Origin of the sequence: Candidatus Pseudothioglobus sp. Uisw_086, from assembly GCF_048085745.1 — a bacterium.
Lineage (GTDB): Bacteria > Pseudomonadota > Gammaproteobacteria > PS1 > Pseudothioglobaceae > Pseudothioglobus.
The window spans coordinates 402,834-428,908 of the sequence record NZ_CP159803.1; the positions used below are offsets into that span (position 1 = coordinate 402,834).

Annotated in this window: 24 protein-coding genes; 20 read left to right on the forward strand and 4 right to left on the reverse strand. The window is 34.9% G+C overall.

Features of this window, described 5'->3' with window-relative positions; translation table 11 throughout:
* The first annotated feature begins 10 nt into the window (after positions 1 to 10).
* The 4 genes from ABXT49_RS01980 (at position 11) to galU (ending at position 6,120) form a co-directional block, all read left to right on the forward strand.
* Positions 11 to 1,084: an NAD-dependent epimerase/dehydratase family protein gene (locus ABXT49_RS01980; protein WP_416652728.1), complete on the forward strand. Its 1,074-nt coding sequence runs from the start codon at positions 11 to 13 to the stop codon at positions 1,082 to 1,084.
* Positions 1,074 to 2,897 carry a thiamine pyrophosphate-binding protein gene (locus ABXT49_RS01985; protein ID WP_416652731.1) on the forward strand — a complete coding sequence of 608 codons (1,824 nt, stop codon included), beginning with the start codon at positions 1,074 to 1,076 and terminating at the stop codon, positions 2,895 to 2,897. Before ABXT49_RS01980 ends, ABXT49_RS01985 begins: the two co-directional genes overlap by 11 nt.
* 177 nt (positions 2,898 to 3,074) lie before the next feature.
* Entirely contained in the window at positions 3,075 to 5,228 is a 2,154-nt protein-coding gene (locus tag ABXT49_RS01990; RefSeq protein ID WP_416652732.1) for a hypothetical protein, read from the forward strand.
* 58 nt (positions 5,229 to 5,286) lie between these two features.
* Positions 5,287 to 6,120, forward strand: a complete 834-nt coding sequence (gene galU / locus ABXT49_RS01995) for a UTP--glucose-1-phosphate uridylyltransferase GalU (RefSeq protein WP_416652735.1) — start codon at positions 5,287 to 5,289, stop codon at positions 6,118 to 6,120.
* Positions 6,121 to 6,139: 19 nt separating this feature from the next.
* On the opposite strand, the gene ABXT49_RS02000 is transcribed toward galU, so the two are convergent.
* Positions 6,140 to 7,162, reverse strand: coding sequence for a hypothetical protein (locus ABXT49_RS02000; protein WP_416652736.1), 1,023 nt, complete (start codon positions 7,160 to 7,162; stop codon positions 6,140 to 6,142).
* Between the two features lie 90 nt (positions 7,163 to 7,252).
* On the opposite strand from ABXT49_RS02000, the gene ABXT49_RS02005 reads away from it, so the two are divergent.
* Genes ABXT49_RS02005 through prmA form a run of 6 tightly spaced genes read left to right on the forward strand, consistent with a single transcriptional unit; the run spans position 7,253 to position 12,824 of the window.
* Complete coding sequence (locus tag ABXT49_RS02005; protein ID WP_416652737.1) at positions 7,253 to 8,077, forward strand: PHP domain-containing protein; 825 nt, start codon at positions 7,253 to 7,255, stop codon at positions 8,075 to 8,077.
* Positions 8,077 to 8,691: an L-threonylcarbamoyladenylate synthase gene (locus tag ABXT49_RS02010; protein WP_416652739.1), complete on the forward strand. Its 615-nt coding sequence runs from the start codon at positions 8,077 to 8,079 to the stop codon at positions 8,689 to 8,691. Before ABXT49_RS02005 ends, ABXT49_RS02010 begins: the two co-directional genes overlap by 1 nt.
* 41 nt (positions 8,692 to 8,732) lie before the next feature.
* Positions 8,733 to 8,945, forward strand: a complete 213-nt coding sequence (locus ABXT49_RS02015) for an AbrB/MazE/SpoVT family DNA-binding domain-containing protein (RefSeq protein WP_416652741.1) — start codon at positions 8,733 to 8,735, stop codon at positions 8,943 to 8,945.
* Positions 8,942 to 9,256 (forward strand): type II toxin-antitoxin system PemK/MazF family toxin, encoded by a 315-nt coding sequence (locus ABXT49_RS02020; RefSeq protein ID WP_416652743.1) that lies wholly within the window; start codon positions 8,942 to 8,944, stop codon positions 9,254 to 9,256. Before ABXT49_RS02015 ends, ABXT49_RS02020 begins: the two co-directional genes overlap by 4 nt.
* Positions 9,257 to 9,304: 48 nt before the next feature.
* Complete coding sequence (gene alaS, locus ABXT49_RS02025) at positions 9,305 to 11,902, forward strand: alanine--tRNA ligase (protein ID WP_416652745.1); 2,598 nt, start codon at positions 9,305 to 9,307, stop codon at positions 11,900 to 11,902.
* Positions 11,903 to 11,945: 43 nt separating this feature from the next.
* Complete coding sequence (gene prmA, locus ABXT49_RS02030; protein WP_416652746.1) at positions 11,946 to 12,824, forward strand: 50S ribosomal protein L11 methyltransferase; 879 nt, start codon at positions 11,946 to 11,948, stop codon at positions 12,822 to 12,824.
* A gap of 31 nt (positions 12,825 to 12,855) precedes the next feature.
* Here the strand turns inward: prmA and thiS are convergent, their stop codons facing one another.
* Positions 12,856 to 13,056, reverse strand: a complete 201-nt coding sequence (gene thiS / locus ABXT49_RS02035; protein WP_416652747.1) for a sulfur carrier protein ThiS — start codon at positions 13,054 to 13,056, stop codon at positions 12,856 to 12,858.
* A gap of 122 nt (positions 13,057 to 13,178) precedes the next feature.
* Between thiS and carA the strand changes: the two genes are divergently transcribed.
* The 6 genes from carA to ABXT49_RS02065 all read left to right on the forward strand — a co-directional run bounded on the left by carA (position 13,179) and on the right by ABXT49_RS02065 (position 20,435).
* Complete coding sequence (gene carA, locus ABXT49_RS02040) at positions 13,179 to 14,300, forward strand: glutamine-hydrolyzing carbamoyl-phosphate synthase small subunit (RefSeq protein WP_416652749.1); 1,122 nt, start codon at positions 13,179 to 13,181, stop codon at positions 14,298 to 14,300.
* A 25-nt stretch (positions 14,301 to 14,325) separates the two neighbouring features.
* Positions 14,326 to 17,535: a carbamoyl-phosphate synthase large subunit gene (gene carB / locus ABXT49_RS02045; protein ID WP_416652750.1), complete on the forward strand. Its 3,210-nt coding sequence runs from the start codon at positions 14,326 to 14,328 to the stop codon at positions 17,533 to 17,535.
* Positions 17,536 to 17,540: 5 nt separating this feature from the next.
* Positions 17,541 to 18,017 carry a transcription elongation factor GreA gene (greA, locus tag ABXT49_RS02050; protein WP_416652753.1) on the forward strand — a complete coding sequence of 159 codons (477 nt, stop codon included), beginning with the start codon at positions 17,541 to 17,543 and terminating at the stop codon, positions 18,015 to 18,017.
* Positions 18,018 to 18,131: 114 nt separating this feature from the next.
* Positions 18,132 to 19,262, forward strand: a complete 1,131-nt coding sequence (locus tag ABXT49_RS02055; protein WP_416652755.1) for an aminotransferase class V-fold PLP-dependent enzyme — start codon at positions 18,132 to 18,134, stop codon at positions 19,260 to 19,262.
* On the forward strand, positions 19,262 to 19,705 hold the full coding sequence (locus ABXT49_RS02060) for a GNAT family N-acetyltransferase (RefSeq protein ID WP_416652757.1): 444 nt from the start codon (positions 19,262 to 19,264) through the stop codon (positions 19,703 to 19,705). Before ABXT49_RS02055 ends, ABXT49_RS02060 begins: the two co-directional genes overlap by 1 nt.
* Before the next feature lie 16 nt (positions 19,706 to 19,721).
* Positions 19,722 to 20,435: a GNAT family N-acetyltransferase gene (locus ABXT49_RS02065; RefSeq protein ID WP_416652760.1), complete on the forward strand. Its 714-nt coding sequence runs from the start codon at positions 19,722 to 19,724 to the stop codon at positions 20,433 to 20,435.
* A 16-nt stretch (positions 20,436 to 20,451) separates the two neighbouring features.
* On the opposite strand, the gene xerD is transcribed toward ABXT49_RS02065, so the two are convergent.
* Positions 20,452 to 21,333 carry a site-specific tyrosine recombinase XerD gene (gene xerD, locus ABXT49_RS02070; protein ID WP_416652763.1) on the reverse strand — a complete coding sequence of 294 codons (882 nt, stop codon included), beginning with the start codon at positions 21,331 to 21,333 and terminating at the stop codon, positions 20,452 to 20,454.
* Between the two features lie 83 nt (positions 21,334 to 21,416).
* A complete protein-coding gene (gene rplS, locus ABXT49_RS02075) occupies positions 21,417 to 21,767 on the reverse strand; it encodes a 50S ribosomal protein L19 (RefSeq protein ID WP_416652765.1) in 351 nt (116 codons plus the stop codon).
* A gap of 162 nt (positions 21,768 to 21,929) precedes the next feature.
* Between rplS and ABXT49_RS02080 the strand changes: the two genes are divergently transcribed.
* The 4 genes from ABXT49_RS02080 to dsrK are packed head-to-tail and all read left to right on the forward strand — an operon-like array spanning position 21,930 to position 26,066.
* Entirely contained in the window at positions 21,930 to 23,369 is a 1,440-nt protein-coding gene (locus ABXT49_RS02080; protein ID WP_416652766.1) for a glutamate synthase subunit beta, read from the forward strand.
* A 16-nt stretch (positions 23,370 to 23,385) separates the two neighbouring features.
* Positions 23,386 to 23,709 (forward strand): TusE/DsrC/DsvC family sulfur relay protein, encoded by a 324-nt coding sequence (locus ABXT49_RS02085; RefSeq protein WP_271541570.1) that lies wholly within the window; start codon positions 23,386 to 23,388, stop codon positions 23,707 to 23,709.
* 48 nt (positions 23,710 to 23,757) lie between these two features.
* Positions 23,758 to 24,531: a respiratory nitrate reductase subunit gamma gene (locus ABXT49_RS02090; RefSeq protein WP_416652767.1), complete on the forward strand. Its 774-nt coding sequence runs from the start codon at positions 23,758 to 23,760 to the stop codon at positions 24,529 to 24,531.
* A 2-nt stretch (positions 24,532 to 24,533) separates the two neighbouring features.
* Complete coding sequence (gene dsrK, locus ABXT49_RS02095; RefSeq protein ID WP_416652768.1) at positions 24,534 to 26,066, forward strand: sulfate reduction electron transfer complex DsrMKJOP subunit DsrK; 1,533 nt, start codon at positions 24,534 to 24,536, stop codon at positions 26,064 to 26,066.
* The last annotated feature ends 9 nt before the right edge of the window (positions 26,067 to 26,075 follow it).

The window sequence follows — 26,075 nt, forward strand, 5'->3', positions numbered from 1 at the left end:
TAATTAATTTATGAAAAAAAAGCAAAATATATCAATTACTTCTGATTGTATTAGGTCTTATAGAGGAGTACAAAAAAAAATTGTAGAATTAAAAGGTAAAACCATATTAATTACAGGTGGTACCGGTTTTATGGGCTCATGGATTGCCGAAATGGTGCATTATATGAATGAAGCCCATAATATGGAGATTACTCTTTTTTTAATGGCTCGTAATAAGTCTAAATTTGAAAAAAAATTAGCACATTTAAAAGATTCTAATAATATTAAGTTTATTTATTCAGATGTCACGAAAGGTGCGGTAATTCCTAAAACAGTAAACTATATTATCCATGCTGCAGTTAATCCGGATATGCGGTTTCATGCCTCTCAACCTTTTGACACGATGTCAATTGTGGCAGAAGGAGTTGGCTCTGTATTTAAATCTGCTTCTCGGCTCTCTAATTTAAACAATATTATTAATATTAGTTCTAGTGCAGTTTATTCGCGCCTTAGAAAGCTTGGACAAAATGAGAAGTTTTGTGAAGATGACACTAGCGTACCAAATGATGGAAATTTGCCAGACTATTTTGCAAGTGCAAGTATTTATTCTGAAAATTTGAGTTCTGCTGCTAGAAGCCAATTGCGTTTACCAATTGCAATTGTAAGGCCATTTACATTTTGTGGGCCCTATCAAAGTATTGACTCACCATGGGCAATTAATAACTTTATTAATGATGCGATAAATAAACGACCAATTCGTATTCATGATAATGGGGAAGTTGTTAGGAGTTATATGTATGGTTCTGACTTAGCTGCCTGGTTACTTGTAATGCTTCTTCACGCTAAAAATGGACAAGTTTATAATGTTGGTAATTCAAATGGCTATCATCTAAAAGACATTGCTGAAAAGGTTGCAAGTTGCTTTAGCATTACCCCAAGTATTATGTTGAACACTTCACTAGTGCCTAGTAATAAACACTCTATTTTATTACCTAATACTGAAAAATCTGAAAAAGAGTTTGGACTAAAGTTATTTACAGATATTGATACATCTATCAAAAGATCAGTAGAGTGGTACAAAAGTGAAGTCAGTAATGATGGATAAAGTTAAAGTTAGTGATGAAATTGCTAAGTTTTTAAAAGATAAAGATATTAAGCATGTCTTTGGAATTATAGGTTCTGCTAATTCCCATATATTTGATTCAATAAACCAACTAGGCTATACCGAGATAATTTGTGTTCATCATGAGCAAGCTGCAACTATGGCTATGCAAACATATTATAGGGTTACTGGAAAAATCACAGCTGCTATTGTTACTGCTGGAGGTGGAAGTGCGAATGCTATTACAGGAGTTATTAGTGCTTGGGCTGATTCAATACCTGGAATTATTATATCTGGCCAAGAGAACCTAAGATTTATTCAATCAATGGAAAATATGCGAATGTGGGGCACTCAAGGCTTTGACATCTCGTTGATGGTTGATAAAATTACAAAATATTCTACGTTAGTAAAAGATCCAAACCAGGCTATTTATGAGCTAGAAAAAGCTTACCATATTGCTGGTGATGAGAGGCCTGGACCAGTCTGGATTGATTACCCAATGGACATACAAGGTAAAAATATCACTGCAAGTGATTTAACACACTTTTCATTCTCAAAGAAACCAACTAAATCACCTTCTAGTTCAGATATTCAGAAATTTTTAAATATGATTGAGCTTGCTGAGCGGCCAGTTTTCTGGCTGGGCCATGGAATTAGACTATCTGGTTCAGTAGATAAAATAATCCCATTACTAGAAAAATACAAATTTCCAACATTAGTGTCCTGGGCTGGACTTGACATGCTTCAAGATAATCATTTATTAAATTATGGAAGGGCTGGAGTGTATGGTAACAGGTCAGCAAATTTTGTACTTCAAAATTCTGATCTTGTTATTGCAATTGGGAACAGAATGGCAATTCCTATGATTGGCTACGAACATGATGAATTGGCTCGAGATGCTAAAATTATTCAAGTTGATATTGATGAAGATGAGTTATTAAAAACAAAAAATATTTCTGATCTTTCTATAGTTAGTGATGCTGGAATCTTTATTGATCAGATTATTGATAAACATGAAGACCTAAGTTGTGACTCTAATCATTGGAATAAATGGGTAAGCACTTGTAATGGATATAAAGAGCGATATCCATATATAGGTCCTGAACATAAGGATAACAATGATTTTATAAATTCTTATAATTTTATTAATGAACTAAGTAAATATTTTAAAGAAGATCAAATAATTACAACTGATATGGGCACTGCTCTATTATCAGGTCATCAGGCAATTAGATTAAATAAAGATCAAAGAATAATGACTTCGACTGGATTAGGAGAAATGGGGTATGGATTGCCAGCTGCTATAGGTGCATCGTTTGCTAGAAACAAAGGTGAAGTCATGAGCTTAAATTGTGATGGCGGAATGATGATGAATCTTCAAGAATTACAAACTATCGTGCATCATCAACTACCAATAAAGATATTTATATTTAACAATGATGGCTATTTAATGATCAAACATACTCAGAAAAATTTATTTAAGGGAAAATATGTTGGAACTGATAGAAAAAGTGGCGTTTCATGCCCAGATTTTTCCAAAATTGCTGATTCATTTAAAATTAAATATTTCTCAATTAAAACTTGGGAAGATTTTGAAAGTAATGTGCCAAAAATTCAAGATAATATTGGGCCTGTAATTTGTGATATCTATATGGATCCAGAGCAGTTTTTTTATCCTAAGTTATCGTTGGCCATTCAAGAAGATGGGGTAATTGTTTCACCACCATTAGAAGATTTATCACCTTTATTGCCTAGAGATATTCTTAATGAAGAGATGATAATAGGCCTTCATCCAAAATCTAAAAATCTTCTATGAATTACATAGTGTATTCATTTAAATAGTATATTTAGAGTATAAATAGATGGGGCTAATACTAAAAAATTTATACATTGCTTCCATCTTTTCAGCTAAGCAGGTTATATTTAAAAAATACTATTATTCGCACTCAATATATTCTCATTTATAGAGTTATCAAACTTAAAAATTCATGATATGAGTGAATTAACAAAAAATCCCACCTACTGGTTTATTTTTCTTCCCTTATGGTTTTATGCGCTGATTGGCCCTATGGTGCATTCAGGATATATAGGTGACGATGCCTATAATTCGCAGATATATGGTGATGCTCTTCGTCAAGGTATTACGGTTTGGCAGCGTTATTACAGTGAAGTCTCAGGCTGGCTTATTGGAGCTGGTCGTTTTTACCCAATAGGGTGGCTGAATTATATTTGGTTCTCCTATATTGATAGCGTTATTGTAACTAAGTTAATTAATTTTCTGATTATATATTCAGGTGCAGTTATTTTAGCTATTATATTTATAAAGCTAAAAAAACCAGATTTATTCATCAAGCTTTTTTCATTAAGTTTGCCGGTAATTATGCAGTTTACTATGTGGATGGATCCAGTATTGGGATGGAGTTTTTTCATGCCTGGGCTATTTCTTTATTTCGTATTATCGTTGTTATTCCTCGTTTTATATTTAGAAAGTGGCAAAACTCGATTTATCTTTTTATCTTCTTTCTTTTATTTTCTCTCTCTGTTTACATATGAAATTGCATATCCCCTTTGGGTTATTCATGCGCTTATTATTTATTCAGTTGAGAAAGATTTCAAAAAAGTACTGGTAAAGGGCGCTCCTATAATTTTATTAGGTCTTTTTTCAATTGCTTTATATTTTTTTTTACAATGGTATTTAATATTTAAAAATTATAATGTTGACCATGCACTTGGAACTTATCCTGGGTCTTCAATTCATTTGGATTCAATTGGTAAATTCCTTCATGCATTTGCAAAACAAAGTCTTGGTGGCTTTCCCTTACTGAACTCATTGAAGAGTTTGTATATTTATGGACTAGAGATTTTCTGGTCTGTATCTATTTTCTCATGGGTGTTATTCATTATTGGAATTAGTTATTTATATAAAAAAATATTTTGTAAATATATTAATTTCCATAAAAAAATAAAACATAATAATTCAATAAATAGGCCTAATTTTTTAGATATATGTATAGGGCTAATTTTGATTTTTTTTCCAGCTGTAATTGTCGCTTTATCTGGCCATCAACAAGTAATAATTGATGAAACGATTGGTAATACATATTTACCAGAATACATACAATTTTTTGGAGTAGCTATTATTACTTCAAGTTTCTTGTATTACTTATTTACTTGGGATTTAAGTAACAAGTTTATTTATTATTTTAAGTGCATACTTTTGGTTTTTTGTACCATTTCTGCAGCTCTTACTATGGCCTCTAATGCCCATATTGTTAGCCTATCTGATCCAATATTTAAATATCCAAGAAATTTATTAGAAAATTCATTGCACGCTGGAATACTTGATGAAGTAAATCAAGATGATGTCATAATTAGACATTACAAATTCCCTCACGATAATTCTTCAAATTATTCTAAGATAACTGAAAAAAATCTAAATATGTGTGTACTTGATGAATCATTATATGAGTGCCTGAAATCCTTCTTACCAAATAAGTTTGATGATTCTCAAACCTACCTTTCGCTATCTTCAGGTATGGGTACTAGAAGTATTTATTATTTAGATTACACTGGAAATATCCAAGAAAGCAAAAATGGAGGTGTTTTTATTGATAAGCTTTCATCATTGAATTTTAACAATAATTTAAAATTAGTTAATATGATGTCAGCTTCAAAAGATGTCTCGATATACATTGAATCTAAAAAAGAAAAAAGTGTTAGTAGATTAATTTCACCTCATTATTATTCATTAGAAAATAACTTTACTGAAGGAATTACTTCAGTAATAAATAATGATAAAAGTTGTAATTTATTTTGGATTCCTAGAGATAATGAAGCCTATAAATCGTCTTTTTGGTGGTCATCAGAAAAATCATCTTTATCAATTTTTTGTCATGAAGAAAATCAGAATTACGATATTAATCTGCAGCTTATTAATACTTATGGCTCTAAAATAAATATTATTATTAAATATCTAAATGAATCCCGTGAATATCTTATTGATAAAAGATTGGATATAAGATATACACTTAAATCAAAGAAAGGCTTAAATAGTATTGAGCTAATATATGACATTGGCGATATTGCAAATGAAAATCAAAGTACAATTCTTATGTGGCGCTTAAAAGAAGTGTCATTAATAAAATAATTAAACATATAGAATAAGAAAGTCTATATCTTGATAGTAATTTTTTAGAGGTTCCCAATTGATTAGAAAATGCCTTTTTCCTGCGGCTGGTTATGGAACACGTTTTTTGCCTGCTACCAAGGCAGTTCCAAAAGAGATGCTGCCAATTCTCACAAAACCCTTATTGCAATATGCAGTTGAAGAAGCTATGTCAGCTGGAATTTCTAATATGGCTATAGTTACAGGAAGAGGTAAAAGGGCAATTGAAGACCACTTTGATAATTCAATAGAGTTAGAGTCACAATTAAGAGGTAGTAAGAATGAACATTATTTAACAGAAATTAAAAATGTTATAGAGCATGCTAGCTTTACGTATGTTCGTCAGTCGCAGATGCTTGGACTGGGGCACGCAATTCTTACAGGAGAGCCATTAATTGGTAATGAGCCCTTTGGTGTTATATTAGCAGATGACTTTTGTATATCTAAAGAGGATTCAGTTTTAGGGCAACTAATTAAAGTATATGACGAATACAAGTGCTCTATAATTGCAATTGAAGAGGTTCCAATTAATGAAGTTAGGAGCTATGGTATAGTGACAGGGACCTTAGTAGATGGGTCAGAAGACCTTTATCATGTTTCAGACTTAATTGAAAAGCCTAGTGCTGAGGATGCTCCCAGTAATTTAGCCATTATTGGTCGATATATTCTTACTCCAGACATCTTTGAAATTCTCAAAGATTTAAAACCAGGAAAAAATGGTGAAATACAAATTACTGATGCTTTAATTGCTCAAGCAAAAAAAGGCAATGTGATTGCATATAAATTTAAAGCAAAGCGTTTTGATTGTGGAAGTATAGAGGGGTTCGTAGAGGCAACCAACTATTTAGCTGAATTAAATGGTTTTTCTAGTTAAATATTTTTTCTTTTGAGTGCTAAATAGATAATGATTTTTTATCTTGATAAGTAATAATAAATATTGTATAAAGTAAAAATATAGCCATTAGTAAGCCAAACATTAGCCATTCAGGAGTGTTTGAAATCTCCATAGTAACTCCAATAACTGCAAATAAGACCGATGTAAGCAATATAAATACTAGTGCTTTTCTTGAGCTTATCTCTAGTTTTAACATTATTTGATTATGAATATGACTATGATCCGGCTGAAAAGGTGATTTTCTTGACTTTAGTCTGATAATTATTACTGATATGATGTCTAATAAAGGAAGTGCATAGATCCACAATGCAGTTATAGGTTTGAAAAATGCAAGCTCACCTTGTGCTGAAATAATTAAAAGCCATGCAATTCCAAATCCAATGAAAAGGGATCCAGAATCACCCATAAAAATTTTATTTATAGATAGATTTAAATAAAAAAAAGGAATTAATATAGATAAATATATAAATGAAATTATGGCAATTTGATTCATTTGTGCATTTAGAGCTAAAAAAGTGATAGATGATATTGTTACTATTGCCGTACCAGAGGATAGTCCATCAATGCCATCTACAAGGTTTTGGGCATTCATCCCTGCCATAAAGGCAAGCAATGTAATTATTAATGACCAGTCATTAAAAGAGAATAAGCCATTACCAAATATGTTGCCGAATGAGTTAATTTGAACCATTCCAAAAGAGTAAGCAATTAAGATGACCATAGTTTGAGCAAGCATCCTGCTTTGAGCTGATAAGTCTGAAATATCATCAAGGAATCCTAGGGTTAGAACTAAAGAAGAGCAAATGAATAAAATTAAAAAATTGTCATACACATTATTAAAGAAAGCAAAACCAATAAAAAAACCAATAAACATGGATATTCCTCCGTTTACTGGAACTGAACCTATATGTTTTTTTCGTGCTCCAGAGTTATCAAGCCATTTTCTTTTAATAAACAAAGGCGTAGATATCTTGACAATAAAAATAACACTGCAAAATATGAGAATATATTCAAGAAACATAATTTTTTCTTTAAAAAACTTTAACAAACCATTTTAATTGTAATAAGAAGTATAGAATGTTAAATTTATCAAATAGATCATAATTTAGATATGAAAGTAGATCTTCATAATCATTCATATTTTTCAGATGGCGTTCTTTCTCCAAAAGAGGTTGTAAGGTTAGCTGATCTAGCTAAGTGTGAATTATTTTCATTGACAGATCATGATACTACTGACGGAATTGCTGAAGCTCAATTAGAGGCTAATAAATTAAACTTAAATCTTATTAGTGGTGTTGAAATATCAGCACTTTGGCGAAATATGGCTATTCATATTTTAGGTCTTGGAATAGACATCAATAATGATATCTTGCAAACTGGTTTGGAGCATAATCAAAAATTAAGAAAAGAAAGAGCAGAAAAAATAGCCCTTAGCCTATGGCGCTCTGGAATTAAAGATGCACTAGAAAAAACGCAAAGCTATAGTAAAACGGACATGTTAACTCGAACGCACTTTGCACAAATGTTAATTAGTGAGGGTTATTGTAAAGATATGAAGGCAGTATTTAGAAGATATTTGACAGGTAAAAAGCCTGGTGGAGTTGGTGTTGAGTGGAAAGGTTTTGATGAGGTTGTTAAATGGATTCATGCTTCTGGTGGCAAAGCCCTTATTGCTCATCCCTTAAGATATAGAATGACAAATACTAAGATTAAAAAGTTGCTTATTGACTTCAAAGAAGTTCTGGGTGATGGGCTAGAGGTTGTGACTGGAACTAGCACCCAAGATGAGATTAATTTAAGCAGTCAATGGACAAAAGACTATAATTTGCTAGCATCTTGTGGATCTGACTTTCATGGGTGGCCAAATCAAAGAGTTCGGGTAGGCAATTTAAGAGAATTGCCAGACCCTGAAAAGGCTATTTGGAGACACCTCTAATGTCAGCTGTTATTAGTATTCACTCTGGTAATCCTCAATCACGACTTATTAAACAAATCATTGATGTTTTGGAAAAAGGTGGTGTTATAGCTTATCCAACAGATTCAGGGTACGCCTTGGGCTGCACCCTTGGAAATAAAAAAGCTATGGATCAAATTGTTAATATACGAAAGTTGAGTAAGCATCATCACTTTACTTTGATGCTAAAAGACTTGTCTCACGTTGGCGAATATGCAAAATTAAATAATGCAGGTTTTAGACTATTAAAAAAAATATTACCAGGCGCTTATACTTTTATTTTGGAAGGGTCAAAAGATATTCCTAATCGTTTACTCAATGGAAAAAGCAAAACTATTGGCATCCGAGTATCAAATAATCCTATAGTTCAGGCAATACTCGAAAATTTGACTGAACCTATGATGAGTGTTTCGTTAATAATAAAGGGTTATGAGTTTTATAATTGTAATGATGTTAAGCTTGCACTTAATGGTTCGACCGATCTTATAATTGATGCAGGCCATTGCCCGCCAGAGCCTACAACTGTCATTGACTTGACAGGTGATGGAGTTGTAATTTTAAGAAAGGGGGTTGGTAGTATTGATTTTTTAAATTAATCCAACTTGTTTTTGTAATGTAATTACAATATAATTACATTATGGCAAAAATAATTAAAATAGGCAACTCTCAGGGAATAAGAATTCCTAAACCAATAATTGCGTTGGCTAATCTTGAAAATATAGAGCTAGATTTTGTTGTTCTAGATAGTGGTTTACTTATTACTCCCGATAAAAAAGCGCGTGTAGGGTGGACAAATAACGTTAAACAAGATCAGTTAACCGCCAATTGGGAATGGCGAAAAAATCAATGAAACGTTTTGATGTTTGGCTAGTCATGAAAAATCCTGAACATGGCAGGGTAGTTGATAATCTTGGCTTATGCACTATTGTAACTCCTGACGAATTAAATGATTTACCAAGTCTTATGGTTGCCCCAATGACAACTTCGGGTGAAGAGCTTCCAAGCAGAGTTGAATGCCAATTTGAAGGCTTAAAAGGGTATATTATGGTTGACCAGATTAGAGCTGTAGAAAAATTTTGCTTCATCAAGAAATTAGGTAAGCTTGAATTAGATGTTCAGGTAAATCTATGTGACTGTCTTCAAGAGTTTTTTGCCCTCTAATTGACCCATGAGTATAATAATCTTTATTTTTAATAAATCAATTTTGAAATGAAAACTGCTGAAATAAGACAGAAATTTTTAAGCTACTTCGAAAGTCATGGTCATTCAATTCAGCAGAGCGCTTCTTTGGTGCCGCATAACGATAACACTTTGTTGTTTGTTAATGCCGGGATGGTGCCCTTTAAAGACATTTTTACTGGAGCGACAAAAAGCTCATTCAATCGCGCGGTATCATCTCAAAGGTGCGTTAGGGCAGGAGGAAAGCACAATGATTTAGATAATGTTGGCTATACAGCTCGTCACCATACATTCTTTGAAATGCTTGGTAATTTTAGTTTTGGTGACTATTTTAAAAGTGAGGCGATTCGCTTTGCCTGGGACTTTTTAACAGTAGAGCTTGGACTCCCTAAAGATAAGCTTTGGGTTAGCGTCTTTGAGGATGATGATGAGGCAGCTGATATTTGGATCAACGAGATAGGCTTTCCTAGAGAGAGAATTTCACGCTGCGGTGCTAAAGATAATTTTTGGCAGATGGGCGATACGGGTCCGTGCGGGCCATGCAGTGAGATTTTTTATGACCATGGCGATCATATACTGGGTGGCCCCCCAGGAACGCCTGAAGAAGATGGTGACAGGTTTATTGAGATATGGAATTTGGTCTTTATGCAATTTGATCGCCAGCAAGATGGAGAATTGGTCCCTCTTGAGTCAACAGGAGTTGACACAGGAATGGGTCTTGAAAGATTAGCTGCTGTTTTGCAACACGAAAATAATAACTATGATATTGATGTTTTTAAAGAGCTGACAAGTGCGATTGTAAATCTTATACCCAAGTCTCAAAAAATCCAAGTTAGCCATGCCTCAGTTAGAGTAATAGCTGATCATATCCGCTCTACTGCATTTATGATTGTTGATGGCATCATTCCTTCAAATGAAGGTCGAGGCTACGTACTTCGAAGAATAATTCGAAGAGCGATAAGGCATGGCCATAAATTAGGAATTGAAGAAATATTTTTTTATAAACTCGCTTCAGTGCTAGCAAAACAAAATGAGAATGCCTATCCAGAATTAAGTGCTAATCAATCTCACGTTGAAAAAGTTCTTGAAAAAGAAGAGGATCGGTTTATTCAAACATTAGATATTGGAATGGGAATACTTGAGTCAGCAATAAATGACATTTCTGGAAAAGAAATAAGCGGGGTTGTGGCCTTCAAACTTTACGATACTTATGGTTTTCCAGTTGACTTAACGGCAGACGTAGCAAGAGAGCGCGGTCTTACTGTCGACATGGGCGGCTTTGAATCTGAAATGACGCTTCAGAAAGAGCGCGCCCGTAAAGCGGGTGATTTTGACTCTAAAAAATCTACTATAACCATCGAAAATTCAACTGAGTTTTTAGGTTATGAGCAATTCAAAAATAGCGCAATTATTAGCGCTATTATTAAAGACAATAAATCTGTAGATTCTCTCAATGAGGGAGAAGAAGCCATTGTAGTTATCAATAAAAGTAGCTTCTATGGTGAGTCTGGTGGTCAAAGTGGTGACCATGGGACTTTGTCAAAAAATGGTGCGCAATTTAAAGTTACTGATACTCAAAAGCAGGCTTCAAATGCATTTGAACATCATGGTATCCAAGCAAAAGGCGCGCTCCAAGTTGGAGATGCGGTTGAAGCATCAATTGATGAAGATAGACGCAAGAAAATCATGAATAATCATTCAGCAACTCACCTTCTACATGAAGCTTTAAGGCAGGTTCTTGGTGATCAAGTAAATCAAAAAGGCTCTCTGGTTGAATCTGAAAAGTTACGATTTGATTTCTCACATGATGAAGTTGTATCAAGAGCTAATTTAGATCAGGTTGAGGCGATAGTTAATCAGCAAATTTTAGGCAACTCACAAGTGATAACTGAGGAGACTGATATCAAGACTGCCAAGAAGAAAGGCGCAATGGCTCTCTTTGGTGAAAAATATGGGGATATTGTTAGAGTTCTTTCAATGGGCGATGATAATTTTTCTGTTGAGCTTTGTGGGGGTACTCATGTTCAAAGGCTGGGTGATATTGGTAGGTTTAAAGTTATTTCTGAGGGTGGTATCGCTGCAGGAGTTAGAAGAATAGAGGCAGTTACAGGGATTGATGCTTATCAGCATGATAAACAAAATGAAGACACTCTTAGTATGATTGCAAGTCTTACAAAATCAAGTAATTCAATGGTTTTAGACAAAGTGAAACAGCTAATTAGTAATCAAAAAAACCTTGAGAAACAGATAGTAGTTTTTCAGAAACAGTTAGCAAGTGATCAAGGTGATTCACTTTTATCCAAAGTTATAGAAGTTAAAGGTGTTAAAGTTTTGGCAACTGAAGTTTTAGATATTCCTGCAAAAGATTTAAGAGATTTAGCGGATAAGCTAAAAGATAAGCTGGGTTCGGCAATCGTCGTATTGGCAGTTGTCTCTGATAAAAAAGTCTCTCTTGTTGCAGTGGTAACCAAAAGCCTTACTGATAAATATCAAGCAGGAAATATTTTGAATCATGTTGCTACCCAGGTTGGTGGAAAAGGTGGTGGTCGAGCAGATATGGCACAAGGTGGAGGCACAGAGCCGGATAAATTACCAAAAGCATTGGATTCTATTAAAGACTTACTCTAAGTCAATATAAAAAGCCAAACACAATACAATATATTATTTTTTCATGAGCTGGAAACAGATATCTTTCGAAGTTAATAAAACTGAAACAGATTTAATTTCAGAGGTCTTAATGGGCCTAGGAAGTCTATCTATAACCTACTCAGATGCCCAAGATGATGCAATTTATGAGCCCCCAGTTGGGCAAACACCCTTGTGGGATAGCGTTATAGTAAATGCTTTATTTTCTTCAGAAGTAAATCAAAAATTTATTGAAACTTCTATTTTAAAAATCTGCAATATTGTTGTTATTGAGACTTTAGAGCTTGAAGATAGAGTTTGGGAGGACGAGTGCAAAAAAGATTTTCCTTCAATGCGATTTGGAAGGAGACTTTGGGTTTCCCCTTCATGGGATACTGAAACTAAATTTTCAAATGACTCTCTTGTAATTAATATGGATCCAGGGCTAGCTTTTGGAACTGGAACCCATCAAACTACTAGCCTATGTCTCGAATACTTAGATTCAAATCCTCCTAAAAATCTCCATGTCATTGATTTTGGTTGCGGCACTGGAGTATTAGCAATAGCAGCTGCAAAGCTTGGTGCTAAGAGTGTTGTAGCTATTGATAATGACCCTCAAGCAGTGCTGTCAAGCAAAGAAAATGTAGCAAAAAATAATTGTGAAAACATTATTTGTATAATTCATTCAATCGAACAGAAGGAGGGTATTGAATGCGATTTACTTATAGCTAATATTTTGGCCAATCCATTAATTGAATTGGAACCATTGTTTTCAGATTTAGTCTACTCAAATGGCATGCTGCTTCTATCTGGTATTTTAAAAGAACAAGTTGACAAAGTGATTAAATGCTACTCAGTCAATTTTTCAAATATTAAGATTCTCAATAAAGGTGAGTGGTTTAGGATTTCTGCCAAAAGAAGATAAAAGCTGTAGTTAGATTTATTACTTCTAACTCTTACCCACCACCAACTGCGTTAATTATCTCAACTTTATCTAGATCTTGTAGTAGGAATGAAGAATGATTAGATTTTGGGATAATTGATTCGTTGATTTCAATAGCAATTCGCTGATTTTGATAACCTAAATGCACAATTAGGCCTTCAATACTTGAATCTGCAGGAAGTGATATTTTTTCACCGTTTACTAGAATTTTCACAAATGCACTTGATTGTTATAAGCCAGCTAATTATAACATTGGAATATAAAATTCAGGATAAGTTAACCTTAAACACATGGTAAAATTTCCCAAGTTTTTTGACCTCTACCAGGAGTAAAGTTTTGCCTCAAACTGCCATATTAGCACTCGAAGATGGTTCGGTTTTTTGGGGTGAGTCTATTGGATCTATTGGTGAAACAGTTGGTGAGGTTGTCTTTAATACTGCAATGACAGGGTATCAAGAAATACTAACTGACCCATCTTACAATCAACAAATCGTTGCACTCACTTATCCTCATATTGGCAATACTGGAATAAATATAGTTGATGAAGAGTCATCAAATGTCTATGCTGCTGGATTAATTATTAGAAACTTACCACTTGCTTATAGCAATTGGCGCTCTGAGATGAGTCTTGATAACTACCTGTCGAGTAATAACATAGTTGCAATTTCAAATATTGATACTAGAGCGCTGACTCGCCATCTGCGAACCCATGGTGCACTTAAAGGCTGTATTATGGCATCAAATAAAATTGATTCGAACAAGGCAATTCAAAAAGCAAAAGATTTTTCTGGGCTTAAAAATATGGACTTGGCTAAAGTAGTATCGACTCCTAAGTCTTATTCTTTTAATCAAGGTTCATACAATATTCAACAGACTACTTTTAACAAGACATCTACAAAACTAAAAGTGGCAGTTTATGATTATGGAGTTAAGAAAAATATTTTAAGAATGCTGGTTGATAGAGGTTGTGAACTCTCTGTCTTTAATGCACAAGCTCCTCTTGAGGATTTATTAGCGATAAAGCCTGATGGAGTGTTTTTATCAAATGGACCAGGAGATCCTGAGCCATGTGATTATGCAATTAGAAGTATTAAAAAATTATTAGAAAAAGATATTCCAATTTTTGGTATTTGTCTTGGCCATCAGCTCTTATCAATTGCGTCTGGGGCTAAGACGGAAAAAATGAAATTCGGCCATCACGGGGCAAATCATCCTGTTCAAGATCTAAAATCAAAAAAAGTAATGATTACCTCTCAAAATCATGGCTTTGCAGTTTCAGAAGAAAATATTCCAGATAATATTGAAATAACTCATAGATCGTTGTTTGATAAAAGTATACAAGGCATTAAGGTAAAAAATAAGCCTGCTTATAGTTTTCAAGGTCATCCTGAAGCCTCTCCTGGTCCTCATGACGTGAGTTACTTGTTTGATGAATTTATAGATCTAATGTCAGAATGAAATTTAACTTCAAATTTGAATAAAGATGCCTAAAAGACAAGACATAAAAAGTATTTTAATTATTGGAGCAGGGCCGATTGTTATTGGACAAGCCTGTGAGTTTGACTATTCTGGAGCCCAAGCATGCAAAGCTCTTCGTGAAGAGGGGTATCGAGTAATCTTGGTAAATTCAAATCCTGCAACCATTATGACTGACCCTAAAATGGCTGATGCGACATACATTGAGCCAATCGAGTGGAAAACAGTTGAAAAAATTATTGAAAAAGAAAAGCCTGATGCTTTGCTGCCAACTATGGGTGGTCAGACAGCACTTAATTGCGCATTAGATCTTGATCGTCATGGTATTTTAGAAAAGCATAATGTTGAGATGATTGGAGCGAATAAAGAGGCAATTGATAAGGCGGAAGATAGGGAGTTATTTCGTCAAGCAATGTTAAAAATTGGTCTTGATATGCCTAAGGCTGCAATTGCTCATACTATTGATGAGGCGCTTAAAGTTCAAGAACAAGTCGGTTATCCAACCATTATTAGGCCTTCATTTACAATGGGTGGCTCTGGTGGTGGAATTGCTTACAATAAAGAGCAGTTTATTGAGATATGCCAACGAGGACTTGATCTATCTCCAACTAATGAACTTTTAATTGAAGAATCAATCTTAGGTTGGAAAGAGTTTGAAATGGAGGTTGTTAGAGATAGTAAGGATAACTGCATTATCATCTGTGCTATTGAGAATTTTGATCCTATGGGTATTCATACAGGTGACTCAATAACAGTTGCTCCAGCTCAAACTCTAACTGATAAAGAATACCAAGTAATGAGAAATGCATCTCTAATGGTTCTTAGGGAAATTGGAGTCGACACAGGAGGCTCTAATGTTCAATTTGCTGTCAATCCCGAGAATGGAAGGTTAACAATTATTGAAATGAACCCACGGGTTTCAAGATCATCGGCGCTTGCTTCGAAGGCAACAGGCTTCCCAATTGCAAAAGTAGCAGCTAAACTAGCAATTGGGTATACGCTGGATGAGCTTGATAATGATATTACAGGCGGTAAAACACCAGCATCATTTGAGCCATCTATTGACTATGTTGTAACAAAAATCCCAAGGTTTGCCTTTGAAAAATTTCCTCAAGCTGATGACCGACTTACAACTCAAATGAAGTCTGTAGGTGAGGTAATGGCAATGGGTTCAACTTTTCAGGAGTCATTTCAAAAAGCCATAAGAGGCCTTGAGACAGACAAATCAGGTTTAGACCCAATTGTAGATATTAATGCTGAAGATGCTAAAGGAAAAATTAGAAGTGAGCTGTTGTCTGCTGGAGCAGATAGAATATTTTATTTAGCTGATGCATTTAGGATGGGTATGAGCTTAAAAGATGCTTATAATCTTTCTAAAATTGACCCTTGGTTTTTATCCCAAGTTGAAGACCTAGTTCTATCTGAAAAAAGAATCGAAGGTTCTGATCTAAATAAACTTGATGCCAAAACAATATATAAATTAAAGCAAAAAGGTTTTTCGGATAAACGATTATCTGATCTCCTTCAATGCACTGAGGAAGTTTTTAGAGATAAAAGATTATCTTTAGATATCAAGCCAGTTTTTAAGAGAGTGGATAGTTGCGCTTCAGAGTTTGATACACAAACGGCTTATCTATATTCCACCTATCAATCTGAGTGTGAGGCAAAACCAACCAATAGTAAAAAGATTATGATTTTAGGCGGTGGTCCAAATAGGATTGGACAAGGCATAGAGTTCGATTATTGTTGTGTTCATGCCTCCCTAGCTCTTCAAAAAGATGGATTTGAAACTATTATGGTTAACTGTAACCCTGAAACTGTATCTACGGATTATGATGTTTCGGATCGGTTATATTTCGAGCCACTAACGCTTGAAGACGTTATGGCAGTAATAGACATTGAGAGGCCTGAAGGAGTCATTGTTCATTATGGTGGGCAAACGCCGCTCAAGCTTGCTGCAGCACTTGAAAAAAGTGGAGCAAGGATTATAGGTACTAGTCCAGACTCAATAGATCTTGCTGAAGATAGAGAGCGCTTTCAAAAAATGATTCAAAAACTAAGTCTTAAGCAGCCAGTTAATGGAACTGCTCGATCACAAGAGGAGGCAGCTGAGATTGCAGATTTTATTGGATTTCCTCTGGTTGTTAGGCCTTCATATGTTCTGGGTGGCCGCGCAATGGAGATTGTGTATAACAAGGAAAATCTAGAGCGTTATATGAAAACTGCAGTTCAAGTTTCTAATGATTCTCCAGTATTACTAGATTCATTTTTAGATCATGCAATCGAAGTTGATATTGATGTAATAAGTGATGGAAAAGATATTGTTATTGGCGGAATTATGGAGCATATTGAGCAGGCAGGAATTCATTCTGGAGATTCTGCATGTTCATTACCACCTCATTCGCTTTCTGATGATGTTCTTGATGAGATGAGAAGACAAGTTAAGCTCATGGCTAAGGAGCTAAATGTAATTGGTTTAATGAATACTCAGCTTGCATATCAAGATGGCGAGATTTACGTAATTGAAGTAAACCCAAGAGCTTCTAGAACTGTTCCATTTGTTTCTAAAGCAACTGGCGCTTCAATTGCAAATATTGCAGCACGTGTAATGGCTGGAATATCCTTACAAGAGCAAAACTTTACATCAGAGATTATTCCCAAGCACTACTCAGTTAAAGAATCAGTTTTTCCATTTAATAAATTTCTAGGAGTCGATCCATTTTTAGGTCCAGAAATGAGATCAACTGGAGAAGTCATGGGAGTTGGTCCAGATTTTCCTTCAGCATTTGATAAAGCATTTCTTGCAGCGGGCGATATAATTCCTACTAGTGGCAAAGTGTTAGTAAGTCTTCGAACTCTAGATAGGGGAAGGCTTGTGGAGTTAGGCCAAAGACTAATTAATCAAAATTTTGAAATTGTTGCAACACGCACAAATCAAGAAATTCTCAAACAAGCTGGCCTTGAATGTACAATGGTTAATAAAGTTTCGGAGGGTTCGCCGCATATTGTTGATGCTATTAAGAATGATGAAATCAGTTTAATTATTAATTCAACTGATGATTCACAAGGATTAGAAGATGCCTCAGTTATTCGTTGTCAAGCGTTGATTCATAAGATTCCATGTACGACAACAGTTGCAGCAGCTTTTGCTATGCTTGATGGTTTAATGTCTCCAAATAAACTTGAAGTTCGCTCTTTACAATCAATTCACAAATAAGTTCTATGGACACAATACCTATAACAGTTAGTGGAGCAAAAGCTCTTGAATTTGAGTTACTAAGACTTAAAGATGAAGAGCGTCCAAGAATAGTAAGTGACATTGCTACGGCCCGAGAGCATGGTGATTTAAAAGAGAATGCTGAATATCATGCTGCTAAAGAAGAGCAAGGCTTCATTGAAGGAAGAATTCAAGATATTGGATCTAAGTTATCTCGATTACAAGTCATAGATGTTAGGCAGCTTAACCAGGATGGCCGATGTGTATTTGGAACTACGGTTAAACTTTTGAATCTTTCTGACGATACTGAAACTACTTATCAAATTGTTGGAGAAGACGAGGCTGATATTGAGCTTGGTAAAATTTCTTGTCATTCACCAATAGCTAATGCGCTATTGGGAAATGAAGAGGGCGATGAGGTAACTGTTAAGGCGCCTAAAGGCGACATTCTTTATGAAATTCTTGAAGTTCTTTATATATAGTTTAATTCATCTTTTAGTACTCTAATTATTTCAGTTTTTTCCTCATATTTTTTTTTCAATTCTGTGTAGAATTGTTGTAGTCTTTTTTTCAATTACAATTAATGGAGTTATAAAATGCCAGGCTTATTACCAAATATTGATCCTGATGGACTCTTAGAATACTCAGTAGTCTATACTGATAGATCACTTAATCACATGTCTAATTCATTCCAAAGCGTAATGAATGAGGTTTCTGAATCACTAAAGAAGGTTTACTGCGCTGAAGCAGTTGTTTTAGTTCCTGGCGGAGGCACCTATGCAATGGAGGCTGTAGCTCGACAATTTGCAACTGATAAAAGTTGTTTAGTTTTGAGAAATGGATGGTTTAGTTATCGATGGTCACAGATTCTTGAAATGGGTGATATTCCTTCTGAGCAAGTAGTCTTAAAAGCTCGCAAAATTAGTGATGGATCTCAATCTCCATTCGTGCCTGTTGACGTCAATGAAGTTGTAAATCAAATTAAAAGTCAAAAACCAGCTATGGTTTTTGCACCTCATGTAGAAACATCAGCCGGAATTATTCTTCCTGATGGCTATATTCAAACTGTTGCAGAAGCGGTTCACTCAGTTGGTGGAATGTTTGTTCTAGACTGTATTGCTTCAGGCGCAATATGGATCGATATGGAGAAACTTGGAGTTGATATTTTAGTGAGTGCCCCTCAAAAAGGTTGGAGTGCATCGCCATCATTTGGAATGGTAATGCTTTCATCAAATGCCTCTAAAAAGATACATGAGACTCAAAGTACAAGCTACTCATGTGACCTTCTTAAGTGGCTTCAGATTATGCAGGCCTATGAAAATGGCGGGCATGCTTATCATGCGACAATGCCTACAGATTCAATTAAGCACTTCCGAGATACCATTAATGAGACTGCTGAATTTGGTTTTGATAATGCACGTCAAAAACAACAAGAACTTGGAGATAGAGTAAGAGGCCTACTTAGTAAATATAATTTTATTAGTGTTGCAGCTGATGGCTTTCTTGCTCCAGGAGTTGTTGTAAGTTACACCTCTGATAAAAAAATACACAATGGTACAAAATTTAAAGATATGGGTATGCAAATTGCAGCTGGCGTTCCTCTCAAGTGTGATGAAGGAGGTGATTATCAAACATTCAGACTTGGTTTGTTTGGACTAGATAAACTTAAAGATGTTGACGCTGCAGTGGGTAGGCTTGAGGTCGCCTTTAAAAAATTAATGCAGTAATGATAGTAGAGAGTCTACAAATAGATGATAAAGAGCAATGGTGCGAACTTTATCAAGGTTATGCTGACTTTTATAAAATGCCTATGAATGAAGACATTCTTGATACAGTCTGGTCATGGATATTTGATGAAGAAAATAAATTTTATGCTATTGGTGTTAGATCTTCCCAGGGAAAATTAGTTGGTTTTATGCATTTCAGAGAAATGCCATCGCCATTAAGGGGCACACTAATTGGTTTTTTAGATGACTTGTATGTTCATCCAGAATACAGGGGTTCTGGCATCGTTCAGTCCTTATTTAAAGAGCTTAAATCACTTGCCCAAAAAAATGATTGGCCATATGTTAGATGGATTACTGCAAGTGATAATCAGAGGGCGCGAGCAGTTTATGATAAGATTTCAGGAACAATAGATTTTGTAACTTATCAAATGCAGTCAAAATAGTTTTAAGGACTTATTCATGAAATTTGGTGAAATTGTAAATAATTTTTCAGTGCCTCCACATCCAAGAGGCATCTCAATTGAAGGAAAATTGGTTAGCTTAAATCCTTTGGTTGCAGACAAGTATTCTAAAGAGCTTTTTTTGTCTAATGCATTAGATAAGGAGAATATTAACTGGGCTTATCTTCCCTATGGACCCTTTAAAACTGAGCCTGAATATCATAAATGGATAGAATCATTTGAAAAAAATGATGATCCTATTTTTTTTGCTATTATTAGTAAAAAACTCAATAAAGCGATTGGTATTGCAAGTTATTTAAGAATTAATCCAGCTGATGGTTTAATTGAAGTTGGCCATATAAACTATTCTCCGCTTCTTCAAAGAACGACTGAAGCCACTGAAGCAATGTTTTTAATGATGAAGTGGGCATTCGATAATGGCTATAGAAGGTATGAGTGGAAGTGTAATGCTCTTAATCTAAGATCACGTAACTCAGCTCAAAGACTCGGTTTTTCATATGAGGGTGTCTTTAGACAGATGGCTATCGTAAAGGGTCAAAATCGTGACACTGCTTGGTTTGCACTTATAGATAAGGAGTGGAAAAAAGTTGAAGATTGTTTTAAGAAATTCCTATCCAGTAGCAATTTTGATAAACAAGGGCGGCCAATAATCTCACTTTCAGCTTTAACAAAGCCCCTGCTATACAAGTTAGACAATCTTGATTGCTCATAAACTTTAGTCTAGTGTTTTATCCTCTTGGGTGATGCTTTTGATGCTGCGTCTTAAGCTGTGCATTTTGAATATGTGTATAGAGTTGAGTGCTTGAAATATCACTATGCCCAAGCATCAATTGAACAGAGCGAAGGTCAGCTCCTTTTTGAACAAGATGAGTAGCAAAGGCATGCCTTAGAGAGTGAGGCGAGAGTGGCTTATCTATTCCTGCTTTTGATGCATAATCTTTAATAATATAGAAGAAATTTTGTCTAGACATTGCCCTTCCTCTATTTGATAAAAAGTAGCTATCGCTCTGACCATTTTTTAATAGTGCCGGCCTTGAATTAAGCTCGTATTTTGTTAAATAATCAATTGCAATTTCGCCCATTGGCAGTAATCTTTCTTTATTTCCTTTTCCATGAATGCGTATAAATTCATCTTTTAGATTAATGTTATGGTAACTTAAATTAATTAGTTCAGAAACGCGGAGCCCGCAAGAATATAGCAATTCAAGCATTGCTCGATCCCTCTGACCAAATAATGATTTACTATTTGGCGCCTCTAACAAGCGTTCAACTTCTTGAACATTTAAAAATACAGGTAATTTTTTTTCTAATTTTGGATAATCTAATTGTTCAGTTGGGTCAATTTTTAAGTTTTGTTTGTCAGATAAATATTGATAGAAAGAATGAAGACAAGTTAGCATTCTAGACTGAGTTGAGGCACTTATATTTGAATCTTTTCTATATGAAAAATAATCTTGTATCTGTTTCTTATCAACATCTATAAGCGAACTATTATTAAGCCACTTACTAAAAATTTTAAGATCAGAGCGATACGCACTTAAGGTATTTTTACTGGCGCCAGTTGTTAGCCAGTAGAAATCAATAAATTGGTCTATCAGATCACTATTCATTTGGGATTATTCTACGTGAGTATTTTGTAAATGGGGCAAAAAAAATGCCAGTAAAACTGGCATTTAGAACTAAAATAAAATGATTATTTCTTTTTAAGTTTTTCTTTGATACGTGCAGCTTTACCAGTAAGTCCTCTCAGATAATACAATTTTGCTTGGCGAACTTTACCACTTCGTTTGACTGTTATACTATCAATCATAGTGGAATGAGTTTGAAAAACTCTTTCAACTCCTTCACCATGAGATATTTTCCGAACAGTAAACGCTGAGCTTATACCACGGTTTTTTATTGCTATAACAACGCCTTCAAAGGCCTGTAATCTCTCACGAGTTCCCTCACGGACCTTTACCTGAACTACTACAGTATCTCCTGAAGAAAATTCAGGAATGTCCAATCTTAGTTGTTCACTTTCGATTTGATCAATTAAATTCACGTCTCTACCTTTTAAGGGTTCCGAAAAAGCCGTAATTATACATATTTTTTCTATCCTACACAAGAAACTAAGGGCTATTAAATAGATATTAATCATATTATTTTTTAAATGTTTTAACCATAATATGAGATAATCAAAAAAATATTTTTTATAAAACAAATAATGGGCAAAGTAACCGGATTTTTAGAGCTAGATAGGCAAGTTGAATCCTATCGTGAAGTAGAAATTCGTATAAAGGATTTTGGTGAGATATTTGCTGATACCCATAATTTAGATCAGCTTAAAGAGCAAGGGGCTCGTTGTATGGATTGCGGAGTTCCATTCTGCCAGTCTTCAAGTGGATGCCCAATAGATAATTTGATTCCTGAATGGAATGACCTTGTTTACAATAATGAATGGAAAGAGGCATTAAAGCGATTAGAAAAGACTAATAACTTTCCAGAGTTTACAGGAAGAGTTTGTCCTGCTCCATGTGAGGGTTCATGTGTTCTTGGATTAAATAACCCAGCGGTTACAATCAAAAATATTGAGTTAGCTATAGTTGACAAAGGATTTGAAGAGGGCTGGATAAAGCCGAGACCAGTTAATACTCGCATTGAAAAAAAAGTGGCTCTAGTAGGTTCTGGACCAGCAGGGTTAGCTGCTGCTGATGAGCTTAATCAAATAGGTTACTCTGTAACTGTTTATGAACGAAATGACCGTATTGGTGGTCTTTTAATGTATGGTATTCCTAATATGAAGCTAGGCAAAGATGTTGTTGATCGCCGCGTAGATTTATTAAGACAAGAGGGCGTTGAGTTTATTACTAATACTGATATTGGTAAAGATATTTCAACGAAAGATTTGAAAAAATCATTTGATGCTGTTGTTTTTACAACTGGCGCAACAAAGGCAAGAGACTTGCCAGCTGAAAATCGAAATGCTATTGGGATTTATCCTGCTATGGAGTACTTGACTTCCAATACTAAAAGTCTTTTGGATAACGGTTATGCAGACAATAGTGAGCTCTCTGCTAAAGGCAAAAATGTAATTGTAATTGGTGGTGGTGACACAGGAACTGATTGTATAGGCACTTCTCTTCGCCAGGGTGCTAAGTCTATAACTAATTTTGAATTAATGAGTCAGCCCCCAGAAGCTCGCTCTGAAACTAATCCTTGGCCAGAGTGGCCAGTAATTTTTCGTGTTGATTATGGTCACGAAGAGTCTCACAAAGTTTTTGGTAAAGATCCAAGGCAATATCAACTTCTCACAAAGTCTTTCATTAAAGATAAGGATGGACATGTGAGCGGAATTAAAACAGTTAATGTTGAACTTGTAGATGGTAAATTAAATGAAATTGATGGCACTGACAAAATTTGGGATGCTGAGCTGGTTCTCCTGTCAATGGGCTTTCTTTCTCCTGAGCACTATCTAAGTGAAGATGCAAATATTGATATTGATGAACGTGGAAACTACAAAGCTAAGCATGGTGAGTATACTACTTCTCAAAAAGGAATCTTCTCTGCTGGAGACTGCCGAAGAGGCCAATCACTAGTTGTTTGGGCAATTAATGAAGGCCGAGGTGTTGCAAATAGTGTAAATAATTTTCTAGTAAACTCTTAAAGGATTGAGAAATACTATGGCTGAAATACTAGGCGCGGAAGTAGATGAAGAGGGTTACTTATTAAATGTTTCAGATTGGAGTGTTGAGATTGCAAATGCGATGTCTGAAGAGGATGGTATAAATCTCTCCACTGAGCATTGGGAAGTTATTAATTTTCTTCAGGCTTATTATAAAGAATATGAGTTTGCCCCTGCAGTAAGAGTTCTTACAAAGGCAATAGCTAAAAAACTGGGTAATGATAAAGGAAATTCTCGTTACCTCTATTCGCTTTTTCCATATGGTCCTGCGAAGCAGGGATGTCGATTCGCTGGTCTCCCTAAACCAACAGGCTGTGTTTAGAATGAAAAATTAATCTTGACTTTCATTTTGAGATAAAAAATAAGTCATATGTCATCAATCAGCATTTTTTTTACACTCTTTTTCTACTTTTCTGTATTAATCTTTATTACAGGACTTTCTTATAAGATTGTTCAATATTGGAATACCCCTGCACCGCTTAAAATACCTATTGCGCCTGCTCCATTAACAAAATCTGGAGTATTTTTAAGACTTACTAAAGAAGTTTTTTTATTTGCAACTCTTTTTAAATCAAGTAAGTGGACTTGGCTTTTTGGTTGGAGTTTTCATCTTGCTCTAGTCCTTCTTTTTTTTCGTCATTTGGTTTATTTTTGGCCTGGTGAAATTCCATTAATATTACTTAAAACTGAACCATTAAAATACGCTGCTTATCCTCTTATTTTTGGTTTACTTGGATTACTAGGTAGAAGGATTTTTGTGGATAGGGTTAGATATATTTCAGCACCATCAGATTATCTTATGTTGCTATTAATAATTTTTATTGGTGCAAGTGGAATGGTAATGACCTTCGCAAATAATCATCCAAACATGCTCCTTGTGAAAAATTTTGCAGAAGGTTTAATTACTTTTAAGTGGTCTGAATTGCCATCAGAAGCGATTTTCTTAGCTCATATTTTTCCAGTCTTCTTTCTTATAGCTATTTTCCCAATATCAAAATTATTACATGGTCCAGGTATATTTTTTGCTCCAACGCTTAATCAAGTAGATGATGCACGTAAAAAGAGGCATATCTCCCAGTGGGCAATGCAAAAAGAAAAAAATACTAAAATTGATCTCGAGCACAACAATGATAAAGGGAGCTAATTATGTCTAAAAATAGTATTGAAAAACTTCCTACCTATCTTGCTATTCCGCCATTAAAAAAAGACTCAATGGCTGGTAAAGGACCTTTTAAGGCGAGTATAGATATTCAAAAAGACCTAGGATTTCCAGGTGAAAAAATAGATAACTGGCAGCAAGTAGCAATCAATAAAATTGCGGAAACTAAATCCAAATATCGGTCTGTCCAAGTTTTTTTGGATTCCTGTATGAAGTGTGGTGTTTGTACTGATAAGTGTCACTATTATTTAGGAACGGCTGATCCTAAAAATATGCCAGTTGCTAGGCAAGATTTATTTAGAAGCGTTTATAGGAGACACTTTACTTTTGCTGGGAAGTATTTTCCAAAACTAGTAGGCGCTAAAGAATTTGATGAGGATATGCTAGATGATTGGTATAACTATTTTCATCAGTGCTCGCAATGTCGAAGATGTGCGGTATTCTGCCCAATTGGAATTGATACTGCTGAAATTTCAATGGCAGCTCGTGAAGTAATGAATGCAATTGGTGTGGGACAAAAATATCCGAACCAAATTTTAGGAAAAATTAATAAAATTGGCAATAATTTAGGGATGCCAGAGCCAGCTCTTAGAGATACTTTAGCTGACTTAGAGGAGGAGATTGAAGAGGAGACTGGAGTAAGTGTTAAGTTGCCTCTTGATATTAAAAATTCTGTAGTTTTAATGGTCACTCCTTCAGCAGACTTCTTTGCTGAACCCCATATTGATGGGCTTATTGGCTATGCTAAAGTTTTTCATCAAAGCGGTGTAAGCTGGACATTAAGTTCTTATGCCTCTGAGGCTGCAAATTTTGGGATGTTTATTGGTAATTATGATGTTATGAGGCAGGGAGCATTGCGAATTCGTAAGGCAGCACTTGACTTGAATGTTAAACGTGTTGTGGTTGGTGAGTGTGGACATGCATGGCGAGTAGCTTATAGTTTTTGGAATACCCTTACTGGCTTGGGTAGTGGAGGGAGTGATGAATATTCATTAAAACTTCAAAACCAATTAGATAGTAATTATCCTCAGCCACAACATATGATTGAATTTACTTATGATTTAATCCAAAGAGATAAATTGTCATTTGATAAGTCTAAAAATGATCATCGAGTGGTAACTTTCCATGACTCATGTAATGTTGCTCGTGGAAGTAATATGGGTGATATTGAAAATGGCCAGTTTATTCTTCCAAGAGAGGTCATTAAGGCCGCATGTAATAACTTTTCAGATATGCATAAATCTACAATAAAGTCTGCTACCTTTTGTTGTGGCGGCGGCGGTGGACTTCTTACCGATGATCTTATTGATTTAAGAATAAAGGGAGCAAAACCAAGAATGCATGCCCTAAAGCAAAGTGAACAAGACAATGGCGTAAACACATTGGCTGCAATCTGCGCTATATGTAAATCACAGTTTTCTAAGGTACTGCCTAATTATGATTTTGATCCATACATGATTGTAAGTGTTCATCAATTGGTAAGTGATGCAATTATTTTAACTAAAGATTCAGAAACTTAAACTAGAAGC